Here is a 13447-nt window from a genome sequence, read left to right on the forward strand (position 1 = left end):
ACAGCGGCTACGAGAAATGGCGCTTGGCCGGCCACGAGCCCTGCATCTTCCGCAGCATAATCAACTGTCCGATATGGTAGGCGTCATGGGTAATTAAGCTAACAAACCGCTGCGGCGATTCCTCAAGCTCCTCCTCCGGCAGCTGCTCGATCTTCTGCCTTAACGCTGCATGAACGTCCTTCAGCTGCTCTTGAGCAAACTGCCATGCTTCCTCGCTCCGCTCTTGAACGATGAAGGTCTCATCATTATCCGCCGCCTCATGGCGCAGCGTTGTCCCTTCAAGCCGGGCAAGCAGCCGCTGTTTGTAATACAGCAGATGCAGCACGTTCTCCCAAATGGAGTTGACCGGGCTCCCTTCAGGCTTCCACAACGCTTGCTCCGCTGTCACATCCTTTAATGCATCGAGCGCAGGCGGGTACCAATCCTCCTGATCCATCACATAATCCCAATTCTGAAGCAGCACGTCCCGTAAACTCATCCTCATCGCCCTCCCCATGATATTAGCGATCAAAGCATGTAACTATCAAATGATGTTTAGACCGTTACAACCAACTTATCATACCTTCACTCTATTTTCAAGTAACTGGCAAATCTCATGTTTGATTGTTACAATAGGAAGCAGCCAAGAAAGGATGTATCACCATGCTATGGGATGATTTTTTGAATAGCGAGTGGCGCGACTGGCGGGGCAGCGGCCGCTCTGAGGATCGGCTGGAACGTAAGGATTGGGTAGAGGAGCTGATCCGCAATCACCGCCTCCGCGTGTCCGCGTTGCCGACCGCTCAAGAGATGGATAAGCTTCGATCGTTCCGCTCCTTTCTTCTGGGTGTTGTACGGTCCATCGCTACTGGAGAAGCCCTGCACGAGAGCCAGGTCAAGGAGCTAAACCGCTGGATGGAAGGCGGTCCGCTCGTCCGGCGGCTTCATGCCGGCATGGATGGGCCGATGGCGATCGGCTACAGGCCGCTCGAATCCGGATGGCAAGGCGCCATCGCCGAAATTGCAGGCTCCTTCGCCGTTACGCTGGCGGAAGGCGAAGCCTCCCGGATTCGGATCTGCACCAACCCGGACTGCCTGTGGGTCTATTACGACGATACCCGCAACCGCTCCAAGCGCTATTGTGACGAGAAGGCGTGCGGCAATCTGATGAAGGTTCGGCGTTTCCGCGCAAAAAAGAAACAGAACGACTCGAGCGACAAGCAGGACGAGCCGAAGTAACTCGAAGCATAAGCTTAACCGGGACGCCGAGGGCACCCAGAACGGCACGAAGCACAAGCTTATCCGGAATACCAAGGCCGCCCAGAACAGCTCGAAGCACAAAGCTTATCTGGAATACCGAGGTCACCAGAGCGACTTGAAGACAAGCTTATCCAGAGTACCGAGGCCACCCGGAATGACTCGAAGACAAGCTTATCCGATGCACCGAGGCCATCCTTGCCGATTAATACTTATGCTGCGTAGGCACAAGCCAATGCTCTTTGGCCTAGAATTCGCTGGATTATACTAGTTGTCCGCATTTCCCCAAAGGCTTCCTATTTGGACTAATAAACCGGAAGGCTGACCGCCGGAGAACAACACATTACGATTTCGCCCGATTTCGATTAGGCCTTGCCTTGAATCTACGCACCCCAAAAAAAGAGGCGTATCCCCATAACAGGAGATACGCCTCTTGCCTCGACGTCAGTTCCATTTCCGCCGTATTAATTACTGATCCTTCGGCTTTCGCATCGTCAGTCCGACGCGGCCTTTCTTCAAATCCACATTCAGCACCCAGACCGTCACGTTGTCACCGACCGAAACGACATCCATCGGATGCTTGACATATCCATCGCTAAGCTGGGAAATATGAACGAGGCCGTCGCTCTTGATGCCGATATCGACAAAAGCGCCGAAATCGATCACGTTGCGAACCGTGCCTTGAAGCTCCATTCCCGGCACCAGGTCCTCGATCTTCAGAACATCGTGCCGGAAGATCGGCTGCGGCAGCTCCTCCCGCGGATCCCGTCCCGGACGCTGCAAGCTGTCCAGGATATCACGAAGGGTCGGCACCCCGACATCCAGCTTCACCGCGAGCTGTTCGGGCTGCTGGGCATCCAGCAGCTCGGCCAGCTCCTTGCTGCCGAGCTTGTCCAGCCCTACCTGGAGCTCCTGGAACAGCCGGTCCACCACCGGATACGATTCCGGATGGATCGGCGTCCGGTCCAGAATGTTCTCGCCGTCAGAAATTCGCATGAAGCCCACGCATTGCTCGAACGTCTTGGCTCCAAGGCGAGGCACCTTCTGCAGCTGCTTGCGGCTCACGAATTTCCCGTTCTCCTCGCGGTATTTCACGATATTCTTCGCAATCGTGGCATTGATGCCCGATACATAAGAGAGCAGCGAAGGGGAGGCCGTATTCACGTCCACGCCGACATGGTTAACCGCCGACTCGACGACCGCCTTCAAGCTTTCCTCCAGATGCTTCTGCGTCACGTCATGCTGATACTGCCCGACGCCGATCGATTTCGGATCGATCTTCACCAGCTCGGCCAGCGGGTCCTGAACCCGTCTTGCAATCGAAGCCGCGCTGCGTTCCGCCACATCCAGATCCGGGAATTCCTCCTGCGCCAGCTTGGAGGCGGAATAGACGCTGGCTCCGGCCTCGTTCACGATCAGGTAAGCAAGCTCAGGATCTCCGATGTCTGCGATCACGTCTTCGGCGACGAACTGCTCCGTCTCGCGTGAAGCTGTGCCGTTGCCGATGACGATGAGCTTAATGCCATACTTGGCAATCAGCTCCTTGAATTTCGCGGCAGCCTCCCGCTTCTTGTTGTTCGGCGGCGTCGGATACGTAACCGCCACCTCCAGCAGCTTACCGGTCTCGTCAACGACGGCCAGCTTGCAGCCCGTCCGGTAGGCCGGATCCACACCCAGCACGCAGCGCCCCTTCACCGGCGGTTGCAGCAGCAGGCTGCGCAGGTTGCCGGCGAAGATCGAGATAGCCTGGTTCTCCCCCTTCTCGGTGAGCTCCCCGCGCACCTCGCGCTCGATCGACGGCGCGATCAGGCGCTTGTAGGAATCCTCAATGACGGCCGTTAAGATATCGGTGACAACAGATGTGCCCTTCAGCACCTGCTTGCCGATATAAGCATGAATGGACTCATATGGAACCTCGAGCCCGACCTTCAGTATATTCTCACGCTCTCCCCGATTAATGGCCAGAATCCGATGCGGCGGCATTTTCTTCGCCAATTCCCGGTAGCTGTAATAATTCTCGTACACCGATTCCGCTTCCGCATCCTTGGCTTCCGAGGTCAGAATGCCGTGGTCCAAGCTGAAGCGCCGTACCCAGGCGCGAATCTTGGCATCGTCCGCAATGTTTTCGGCCAAAATATCCATGGCGCCTTGAAGCGCCTCCTCCGGAGAAGCCACTCCTTTTTCCTCGTTGACATATTTTGCAGCCTCGGCCAGGGCATCGCCCTGCTTCGGCTGGGACCAGATCCATTCCGATAACGGCTCAAGGCCTTTCTCCTTCGCCACGCTGGCCCGGGTCTTGCGCTTTTGCTTATAAGGGCGATACAGATCTTCTACTTCCTGAAGCTTGACGGCGGCTGTAATCGATGCCTTCAGCTCTTCGGTCAGCTTGCCCTGCTCCTCAATAATGCGAATAACTTCCCGCTTTCGGACCTCGAGATTGCGCAAATAGCCTGTCCGTTCCTCGATGCTGCGCAATTGGTTCTCATCCAGCTCGCCTGTCATTTCCTTACGGTATCGCGCAATAAACGGTATCGTATTGCCTTCATCCAGAAGCTCTACGGTCGTACGCACCTGTTTCTCGGACAATTGCAGCTCCCTGGAGATCTGCTTAATGATCCGTTTCAGCTCTTCTTTTCGAATTTGTTCCTCATTCGCTTCCATTACGGCTTCCAAATCAGACAATGATATCCCTCTTTCTATCTTCAACGTAACTTGTACAGCTATTATCCCAAATCTCCGCTGGCATTTCCACCTTACGTCCGTAAAGCAGGCAGCTTTAAGCTTCGTTTCATGTCTTTTTCATCTGTTTTTAAGATTCGCTTTATATTCTATAAATACCTTAACGATCAATTAGCATTTGAGGCAGCTTTAGCGGACAGATCTTCGATCGCTGCCAAGGCTAAGGGTATACCCCGTGCTCATGAAGCGTCGTCCGGGTCATGCTTGAAATAATCCAGAGGGCGGCAGGACTCCCCCGCCATATACCGGACTCACCAACTTCAACCACATGTAGGAGGACATCACGATGAAGATCAACGAAGCATGGACATGGTCCTTAATATGCCTGTTGTTTATTGCAGCCGCTGTTACCACCGCCTATTTTCTCATACCGGCGCCCGGGGCATAATCTTTAAGCCTTGCCCTGCCAAAAGCCATGAGCTATAACCTCTAAGCCTCACCCAGCCAAAAGCCATGAGCTGTAACCTCTAAGCCTCACCCAGCCAAAAGCCATGAGCTGCATGTCTTTTGCTCCTGCTAAGGGGTCTGACCTGCCGCCGGCATCGCGCTCCTGCTCCTGGCTTGTCTCTGTCGCCGGGGGCCCTCAACAACGACACGTCATGAACGATACATATGCTGTACCCGGTTACTCAACGCGCCGCAAAAAACCTCAAGGACACTCTCCTTGAGGTTTTTTGCACATACCTATATGATCTAAACGCATATATACTTGTTCGGTTCGCTAGAAATCGATCAAGCCCAGACTGATCTGCAAGGAATCATCCACCTTGCTCATCATTTCGTCGTCAAGATGGGTGATTTTATCGGTTAGCCGCTGCTTGTCAATCGTACGAATCTGCTCTAGCAAGATAACGGAATCCCGGTCAAATCCATGCGACGCCGCGTCGATTTCGACATGGGTCGGCAGCTTGGCTTTTTGAATTTGTGCCGTAATGGCTGCAACAATTACCGTCGGACTAAACCGGTTGCCGATATCGTTCTGAATGACAAGGACCGGCCTTACGCCTCCCTGCTCCGAACCGACAACGGGTGATAAATCCGCAAAAAATACGTCGCCCCGTTTAACGATCACTGTCTACACCCCGCTTACTAAGCGGTCTAGAGTGTTGTCTGCATCTTCCTCCGCGTGAAACGCCTCGGAAGCCATGGTTAGGTTAATCTTGGCCATTTCCATATAACCCCGTTGCATGGATTCGCGAATATATCGCTTCTTCCGTTCATTCAGGTACAACTTCATGGCTTGCCTAATAAGCTCACTGCGGTTGGAATTCTCCAGCTGCGCGATCCCGTCCACTTCCTGCAAAAGATGATCCGGTAAACTGATCATGATTCGTTTGGTGTTCTGCATATTGGCCACCTTCTATTACACCCCCACAACCTTCTCGCCCTGTGCACCAGTATTACATTATTCAAGGAAATTTATACAAAAGAATATATATGCCGAAGGTATATCATGTATGCTGCATATCATTATAAACTACAATCGACACATTCGTACAGACTTTCGCGACATATTCATCATTCGCCAAAGACCGTCCAGATTCCTCCTGCTGTCTTCCTTGATTTAAAATACACATGCGGCGTCTTTTATTCAAGGGGTGGTCCAAAGCGGGTTCAGCGTCTTTACGGGTATATCATCCCGTATATACCGGCGCGGCACCCGATGGGCAATCATGCAGACGACTTCATAGTGGATCGTTCCCAGCTTGGCAGCCAGCTCATCTGCCGTAATGCGCTCGCCAGACTGCTGGCCGATGAGTACAACCTCTTCACCAGCTTGAATTTGTGCCGACTCTTCGGCAAATGGTTTGAGCGATACCATGCATTGGTCCATACAGATATTTCCGACAACAGGGACGCGGCGGCCGCGTATCAGCACCTCTGCCTTGCCGCTCAGCATCCGGGAAAAGCCGTCTGCGTAGCCGATCGGAAGCGTACCGATCGTCTCCGTTTGCTCGGTGACATATTTCGAGCCATAGCTGATTCCGGAATGCGGAGGGAGATTTTTGACAAAGACCAGCCTGGTCTTTAACGTCATGACAGGGTGAAGGCTCACCGCTCTTCGATTCACTTCCTCCGAGGGATACAGTCCATACAAGCTGATGCCGACACGCACCATATTGTAGGACAGCTCGGGTGTATCGATGGCGGCGGCGCTATTACCCGTATGTATGATCGGGATATGTCTGCCTCTATCCCGCAGCGCGTCCGCTACGCCCTTGAAACGGCGGTACTGTTCCAATGTATAGTCTTTGTTGTTTTCATCTGCTCTTGCAAAATGGGTAAACATTCCTTCGACAATGACCTGCGGCAGCGAGAACGCCTCTTCGATAAACGCAAGGGCATGCTCGCCGGGAAGCAGGCCCAGACGACCCATCCCGCTGTCGATCTTGATGTGTACCTTCAGCGGCTTATCCGGCTCCGCAGGCAGCGCTTGGATCGCTTGGAGCACTTCCGTGCTGAACAGGGTGATCGTTACGTCATGCCGGCGCGCAACCTCCACGCCTTCCGGCGGTGTATAGCCGAGCACGAGGATCGGCAGCGTGATCCCGGCTTGACGCAGCTCGAGCGCCTCATCGAGAAACGCAACGCTCAAGTAGTCCGCACCCAGCTGCTGAAGCTCGCGCGCCACCTCCACGGCCCCGTGTCCGTACGCATTCGCCTTCACGCATGCAAGCAGCAGCATGTCTGTAGGCAGCGCTTCACGAAAGGCGTTGTAGTTGGCACGCAGATGATCCAAGTTGATGTCCGCCAGGGTAGGTCGATATATCGCTTGCAATTCCAGTCACCTTCTTACCATTTTGAAAAAGCTGTAGGCTAATAATAGATTAATGGTAATGTTCCCGAAGGCAACTGTCAATTGACACCTCCTGCCCATTTTTCGTCCATGGCTGGTACCATGAAACGCATAGCATGGAGATCCCTTGGTAAATCAGCAGCAAAACATATCGCAGCCTGCCTCAAAGGTCCTTTATTTGGAAAAAGAGGCGAATGGCCTCATTGTCGGAATGTTCCTTCCGCCAAGCTTGGTATCCGCCTTCATCGTATTATTTACCCGATTGTCCCTGCATGGAAGCAGCGATTTTCTTCATCTCCTCGACGGGGAGATTGGCGCTCGTCAGTCTATATTCGACCCCATCCGTGCTCCAAGTCAGCGTTCGCTGCTGGTCGCCGGTCAGCAGTCCAACCGTCGTAAAGTCAATGTACACCGCTTCGCCCGGCACAAGCGATACGACACGGTCCTTCGGTCTGGATTCCATAATCGTGTACTGGTATACCCCGTCATATTTCAGAATCACCGCATGGTCTTCGCTATTCGGCACTTCCATCGTATCCTTTTCCGTTACACCGGCAGGCACATATTCCGGATAGACGATGCCGAAGGACCCCATGTCTTTGCCCGTGGCCGTCTCCGTCAATCCTTCAGGTGCATTCGCATTGCCGTTCTCGGTACCGGAAGCGATCGGGAGCCCGTTCTCATCCACTTCGGCCAGCATGCCTTGGGTTTCGCCCATCGCGGAGAGGTTCCGGCTCGTGTCAAAGGATTCCTTCGTCAAGTTCGTATCGAACGTGAAGTTATTGAATTTCACTTCAACGACTACGTTCGCTTCCGAATCGGAAACTTGAACCTGCTTCGGCGAATAATTGTCCTTCGCAAGCCAGATCTTCTGCCGGATCAGCGAATGACTGTGATAATTCGCCGCGACGTCAAATACATAGCTGTCCTTATCCTCGGCAAACTGGCGGGTGTTATCGTTCAGGATGCTGCTGAGCAGCGTCTGATACAGATATACCTGCCCTTGGTTATCCGGCCAATCGCTCTTGAAGCGGAAGCTTTTGTTCAAGCTTGGCGTCAGAATAAATACGCCGTCATCGTTGCGGAGCACGATTTGCTTAATGTCCTTCTCCCCGTTGGCCAAGCTGATCCGATAATAAGATGGAGACTGGTACCATACCTCAACTTGATACTCCTGCGGCGTCGTACCGGTATGTATGGTCATGACGCCCGCTCCCTGGTAAGCGCCCTTTGCACTTTCCAGCTTATCTGCCACCTTGTTCAGATCCTTCACAACGCTGTCCGCATTTTTCTTCCCGCATCCCGCCAGTATCGTTGCCATGCATAATACGACAGCGAGCAGCACCCATGAAATCCGGCGCATGTCATCATCCCCTTCAATACATGTTTTGACTTGATTGATACATGTCTATGAGGGACTTGTTCACATTATGCAGACTAGCCTGACAAGCATGAATGCGCGCTTTTTGCTTTTTCGTGAATCCAATCCGTAAATTGCGGATGCTCCGGTATATGCGTAAAAGAGGCAATATGCATGAGCCCGACACATTGCCTCCTCCGAGAATCGGTCTGGAAGACCGGAAATACAGTTTCATCATGCTTCCGTTGATACAATACCGGCCGGGGATTTCTTTGCTGCCGGCGCGAAGCTGCTCTCATCCATATCATTCGGAGCCGGCAGACCCCGCGTTACCGGATCGAAGATCCAGTACAGACCGACAAGCAGCACGACCAGACCGGAGCCGGCAATGATCGAGGAGTTGGCAAGAATCATGCCTAAGCTTCCGCCGATCAGGCTGCCGAGCGGCATTGCAATCCCGCTTAATCCGTTGGCAGCCGCAAAGACCGTCCCCATATTTTTCTCAGGAATCGACTTCTGGATGACCGTATTGATGATGACGTTCGTAATGCCGCCAGGAAACCAGGCCAGGCCGTAAATCAGAACCACCATCCAAGTCCAAGGCGTCAGTACGCTCAAGCACCAAAGGGCTCCCGCCACACAGAAAGCCATCGCGTAAATCATCCCGAGGCGGTATTTCTCCAGCTTCAAATACGGAGCCGCCAGCGCCCCCAGCAGGCTTCCGCATGCTTGCGCCATAAGAAGAATGCCGTAGACGCCGGGGCCGCCGAGACTGTCGGCAAAGGCCGGCATGACCGTAAAGGTTGCGCCTCCGACGGCGTTGATGGCAATGACGCCGAACAGAATCCGCGCCAGCGGTGTCCCTATGAAGAATCGCATTCCTGCTTTCATATCCTCGATGTATAAACGGAAGGCGTTTTTCCGTTTGATTGGCGATGAACCGTCCTTAGGATTTTCTTTATCTCCATTCGTTTGTGCGTTGTTAGATGAAGTTAAACTTGATGCCTTGATGCGAAGCTGGGCAAACAGAAGCGCCCCGATGAAAAAACCGACCGAATTCCACACGTACAGCGATACGGCGCCTAGCAGAATGATGAGCCCGCCCGAAACGGCGTTGCACGCAACGTCAATGCCTTGGTAAGCCAGAGTAAACAATGAATTGCCCTGCGTCAGCTGCTTCTTGTCAATGATTCTTGGCAGTGCCGACATTTGAGCCGGATACACCCACATATTGAGCGTCGACATGATTGGCGTAATGGTCAGCACCAGCCCCACCGTCAGAAAATCGAAATAATAGGCAGCAGGCACGATGAGCAGCAATCCGGCCTGGATGAGCTGCGTGTAAACCAGGATTCCGCGCAGTGGAAAGCGGTCGATGAGCGGTCCTGAGAAAATCTGGATGACCCGGGGCAGAATGGATAGAAACCCGGCCAGACCCGTGTAGAGCGTCGAGCCTCCCAAATCGTAAACGAGCCACATGGCGGCAACAGCGTATAAGCTGTCGCCGATATTCGTCAAGATGCGGCCGATAAAGAGGAGCAGGAAGTTGCGGTTCTTAAAAATTTCCATCGTTTTAACACTCCATTTCAATTCGTTTTTTGGGGAGGCTCGGAAGCAAGCTCCTTATTTCTTAGACGCCTCTTCGGTAGAGACTAAATTGACGCCGATCGCATACTCCTTGGAATCGTCTTTGGCGGCGATGGTTTTCTTGACCCATTTTTCTAGCAGCGATCTAAAATCCTTCGCCAGCTCTTCCCGCTCCTCTTCCGTCAGCTGCAGCCGCAACTGGATCTTCGTGCTGGAAACCGCATTGTAATCATCGGCCAGCGCCGGATCCAGCGATTGCGTGCCTGTCGTGTTAAACCATTTGGCCTTGGATTTGTAGTATTTCTCAACAATCCCCCCAACCGTACGGGTCTCTACCAGATCGATCAGGCCTCCATCGTACAGCTTCTGGATATGGTAGTGGATGCTTCCCGGGGATTCGCCCAGCTCATCGGCTACTTGCTTGGCGGTTTTCGGCGTATCGGTCAAGCTCCCGATGATCTTGACTCGCTGTGAGCTCCCGAGCAGCTTCGCCTGTTCCACCGTAATGTCGAACATGCCCTGTTGATTTTGATTCGAATCCATATGAATCACTCCGTTCCAATAATTATTATTCATTCCAATTACATAATTCGATCTGTTTTAGTCGTTTGTTCTAATCTTTCTATTCATTCTAATTTTTTAGATCGTCTTGGATTAATAATAAACCACCTATTACCAATTGTAAATAGGCGGTTTAAAAATAATTTTCTTGGATTACTTTTTACAAGAGCTTGACCATATGACGGTACACATGTCCGTTAATCATGATTTCTTTATCGGTGGCGTAGCCCCTTCTTTCATATAGAGCATAGGCCCGGTCATTCCCGTGTACGACAGCGAGCGCGATTTTACGATATTGCAGCTCCCTTGCCCGCTCCTCCATATAGCTGATTAATGCAGAACCTATGCCTTGCCCGCCGAATGCCGGGGATACGGACAATGTATCGATATAATACTCGTCGACATCGGCTTCCTTATCCAGCGTCAATGTATCGTCATGCTTGAGACGGCGCAAACGCTCGATGATCGGGCGGTCCAGTTCCGGCGCTTGGTCACCTCCGTAGGCCACGATAATTCCGGCTGCTTTGCCTTCGATCTCTTTTACAGCCGCCTGCTTATGGCTAAGCCTGCCCTCATGCTCCCGGAAAAACTGCTCCAGAACACGGACAGCCCCTTCCTTGCTTTCTTCCCCTGTCAACTGGTGCGCAATGTCGTGCAGGGCGTCGTATAGCAGTTTTGATGCAGCTGCTGCATCCTCCGGTCTTGCCGATCTAATCGTCATGATGTTATAACCTCCGATTTTGTTCCAATAATTCTATATCTCCCAACCTTCTACCTCATAATACAGCTCCTGATCGGAAGACGCCACAAACGACCGCCGCGTGATTCCCGAATCCGGCTTCAGCCGCTCATGTCGGCCGAACCCATGCGATACCTTGAACGTAAAAGTAAGACCGTGAGGGATCATCGCGCTCCCCTTGTAGAGCCCGTCTCCCGCCGGCTTGACCTCAATCCCCGCATACAGCGAAGGATAGGTCGGCGTTGATGCCGGGACCTTTACCGTGACCGTTACGTTAACCCGTTCCGGCAAAGCGTCGACAATGGTGATTTCCTTGTCCGCCGTACAGTTCCCATATTGGACGATCACCCGCGTCGTTCCGGGCGATTTGGCGATCAGCGTGCCGTCGGGCTTGACTTCAAGGAGCTGTGGGTCAAGAACCGTATATGTCGCTCGCATGACGGTCTGCATGAAACCGCTCGTATACGTCACCACCGGATTGATCCGCTTGTCGGGACCCTTCACCCCCACGATCTCGCCCCCGCAAATCTCGAGAGCTTCAGGCTTCCCGATTCGTCCGAAGAAGTACAGCAGCGGGGCGTGGGCTCTTGCCGCCCAATCGCTCTGGCTATGACCAGCACCCGGATGCAGGTACAGCATAAGGTCTTCTCCGGGCACAAACCCGTCGGCGACCAGCCGTTCGGCTTCTTCTCTGGCGTACTTCTCCATGAACGTCCCTTCGGCTCCGCCCATATCCAGCCACACCCGAAGCTTCGGATGCGTTCCGTATCTGTGGTAAAACGGAATTTCGCGAAGCTCGCCCTTTTCATCGAAATCGGCCTTAACGAAGTAAGGCGACATTACCGCAATGTGACCGAACACATCCGGACGTCTAAAGCCGATATTGTAGGTGACGATTCCGCCTGCAGAGGAGCCCATCATCGCCGTATGCTCGGGACCGGTCAGCGTTCTGAAGGTTCTGTTGATGTACGGCATCACTTCATCAATGACAAACGCCTCATACCGATCGCCATCAAAAGGCGGTTTGAATGCAAGGTGCATGTTCGGATGCTCGTGAAAATACTCGTTCAGCCTCTGATCCGGCACGGTCGCGATGCCAACGATCAAGATCCCGTCCATCGGTCCTTCGGCGACAAGCCGGTCTGCGGTAACATGCATGTCCCAGGATTCCCCCGACGCATCCGCGGAGAAGACGTGCTGTCCGTCATGCATATAGAGTACGGCGTAACGACGCTCCGTATTCTCGTGATAGTCGGGTGGAAGATAGACGAACAAGCTGCGGGTGTTGCCCAAGATTTCGGATGCAAAATGCGGAATTTCCACCAATCTTTGATCATGCCAGGATTTCGAATGTACCATATGTAACCCCTCCCTCAATGTTCTTGGGGAACAAGGGTGAAGCTTTGACGCGCGATGCCGGATCTATGATGCCGGCTCCCTCCCCGTCCCTGACCCAACAAAAAAAGGCACAACCCGGTGAACAGGTTGTACCTTGTTAGGTAAGCATTGCCTTACTCGTATTATAAAAGAGGTTGTTCAAAAAGTCATCTTTTGATCACGAAGGGAGTCAAGAAGTAACTCGGCATCGAATCTTGAATTCAGCCGGGCCTAAGCTTATGCTTTCGAAGTATGTTTCCTACGGAAACATTTCAGGTGCTCACGTACCCAAAACAGCAGATGCTTTCGCCAAGATGTTTTCTGTAAAACGTGTAGCTCCGCTCCTCAGTCCCTACCTTCATCCAACCTAAAGCGTTTTGAAAAAAACGCACTTCGGAAGCATGCGCCTCGGTGCTGAAAATCCGACTTTTTGAACTCGCACTATAAGGAATTTCAGCTGCTTACAAGATCAGGAACCGCCCTCCGGCGGCTCTTTCGGAACATATTTAAAAATATCTCCGTCAACAAAGGCGTCGATCAACCGCTCCAGCCACCGGTAATAAGCCACGGCTTCACGCATCTTGGTCCGATCGGCCTCAAGCACAGCCACCATAACCGGATCATCCTCATATTCTTTGAGGAGCTTCTCGGTTTCTTGCAATGCCTTGCGGAGGACCAGGATGTTACTCTCCACCGATTTCCTCCACTTAATGTCGAAAAAGTCCACAAAAGTCTGATACCAATCATATTCCACTTCATAGAGGTCTTTGCGGGAGCCCTTCTCCCACACCTTGTTGACCATCTTATTATCGAGCAAGGTTCGCACGCCGGTGCTCATGCTGGTCTTGCTCATCTTCATTTCCTGTCCCATCTCATCCAGGTTCATCGGTTTATCGGCAAAATACAACAGACCATACAAATGACCTGTTGAGAGCGGTATGCCGTACAAGTCCATATTTCGTCCAATATTTTCAATGACACGCTTACGAATCTTTTGCACAGCAGCCTGCCGTTCCTCATCCAACTGGTACAAGCTCATGCTTGCAGCCTC

At 52.7% G+C, this 13447-nt stretch carries 12 protein-coding genes; 1 reads left to right on the top strand and 11 read right to left on the bottom strand.

What is annotated here, in order from left to right; translation table 11 throughout:
• Nucleotides 1-7 precede the first annotated feature (7 nt).
• Nucleotides 8-478: a DinB family protein gene (locus tag J2Z18_RS07380; RefSeq protein ID WP_210094480.1), complete on the bottom strand. Its 471-nt coding sequence runs from the start codon at nucleotides 476-478 to the stop codon at nucleotides 8-10.
• Nucleotides 479-642: 164 nt separating this feature from the next.
• Here J2Z18_RS07380 and J2Z18_RS07385 point away from each other — a divergent pair, with 164 nt between their 5' ends.
• The gene (locus tag J2Z18_RS07385; protein ID WP_210094481.1) at nucleotides 643-1218 is read left to right on the top strand and encodes a CGNR zinc finger domain-containing protein; all 576 of its coding nucleotides are present in this window, start codon (nucleotides 643-645) and stop codon (nucleotides 1216-1218) included.
• A gap of 486 nt (nucleotides 1219-1704) precedes the next feature.
• Here J2Z18_RS07385 and J2Z18_RS07390 read toward each other — a convergent pair whose 3' ends face one another.
• The 10 genes from J2Z18_RS07390 to J2Z18_RS07435 all read right to left on the bottom strand — a co-directional run bounded on the left by J2Z18_RS07390 (nucleotide 1705) and on the right by J2Z18_RS07435 (nucleotide 13435).
• Nucleotides 1705-3897: a Tex family protein gene (locus J2Z18_RS07390; RefSeq protein WP_210094586.1), complete on the bottom strand. Its 2193-nt coding sequence runs from the start codon at nucleotides 3895-3897 to the stop codon at nucleotides 1705-1707.
• A 799-nt stretch (nucleotides 3898-4696) separates the two neighbouring features.
• A complete protein-coding gene (locus J2Z18_RS07395) occupies nucleotides 4697-5047 on the bottom strand; it encodes a type II toxin-antitoxin system PemK/MazF family toxin (protein ID WP_006212388.1) in 351 nt (116 codons plus the stop codon).
• Nucleotides 5048-5050: 3 nt separating this feature from the next.
• Nucleotides 5051-5332 (bottom strand): CopG family ribbon-helix-helix protein, encoded by a 282-nt coding sequence (locus J2Z18_RS07400; RefSeq protein ID WP_028406492.1) that lies wholly within the window; start codon nucleotides 5330-5332, stop codon nucleotides 5051-5053.
• A gap of 234 nt (nucleotides 5333-5566) precedes the next feature.
• Nucleotides 5567-6754 carry an alanine racemase gene (gene alr, locus J2Z18_RS07405; protein ID WP_144871092.1) on the bottom strand — a complete coding sequence of 396 codons (1188 nt, stop codon included), beginning with the start codon at nucleotides 6752-6754 and terminating at the stop codon, nucleotides 5567-5569.
• A gap of 268 nt (nucleotides 6755-7022) precedes the next feature.
• Nucleotides 7023-8135 carry an outer membrane lipoprotein-sorting protein gene (locus tag J2Z18_RS07410; protein ID WP_007132379.1) on the bottom strand — a complete coding sequence of 371 codons (1113 nt, stop codon included), beginning with the start codon at nucleotides 8133-8135 and terminating at the stop codon, nucleotides 7023-7025.
• A 231-nt stretch (nucleotides 8136-8366) separates the two neighbouring features.
• Nucleotides 8367-9701 (bottom strand): MFS transporter, encoded by a 1335-nt coding sequence (locus tag J2Z18_RS07415; RefSeq protein WP_210094482.1) that lies wholly within the window; start codon nucleotides 9699-9701, stop codon nucleotides 8367-8369.
• Nucleotides 9702-9755: 54 nt separating this feature from the next.
• Nucleotides 9756-10262, bottom strand: coding sequence for a winged helix-turn-helix domain-containing protein (locus tag J2Z18_RS07420; protein WP_210094483.1), 507 nt, complete (start codon nucleotides 10260-10262; stop codon nucleotides 9756-9758).
• A gap of 178 nt (nucleotides 10263-10440) precedes the next feature.
• Nucleotides 10441-11001 carry a GNAT family N-acetyltransferase gene (locus tag J2Z18_RS07425; protein WP_210094484.1) on the bottom strand — a complete coding sequence of 187 codons (561 nt, stop codon included), beginning with the start codon at nucleotides 10999-11001 and terminating at the stop codon, nucleotides 10441-10443.
• Between the two features lie 33 nt (nucleotides 11002-11034).
• Nucleotides 11035-12378, bottom strand: a complete 1344-nt coding sequence (locus tag J2Z18_RS07430; protein ID WP_210094485.1) for an alpha/beta hydrolase — start codon at nucleotides 12376-12378, stop codon at nucleotides 11035-11037.
• Between the two features lie 487 nt (nucleotides 12379-12865).
• Nucleotides 12866-13435, bottom strand: coding sequence for a GbsR/MarR family transcriptional regulator (locus tag J2Z18_RS07435; protein WP_007132374.1), 570 nt, complete (start codon nucleotides 13433-13435; stop codon nucleotides 12866-12868).
• Between the last annotated feature and the right edge of the window lie 12 nt (nucleotides 13436-13447).

The sequence above is a fragment of the Paenibacillus lactis genome (assembly GCF_017873605.1).
Taxonomy (GTDB): Bacteria; Bacillota; Bacilli; order Paenibacillales; family Paenibacillaceae; genus Paenibacillus_AQ; species Paenibacillus_AQ lactis.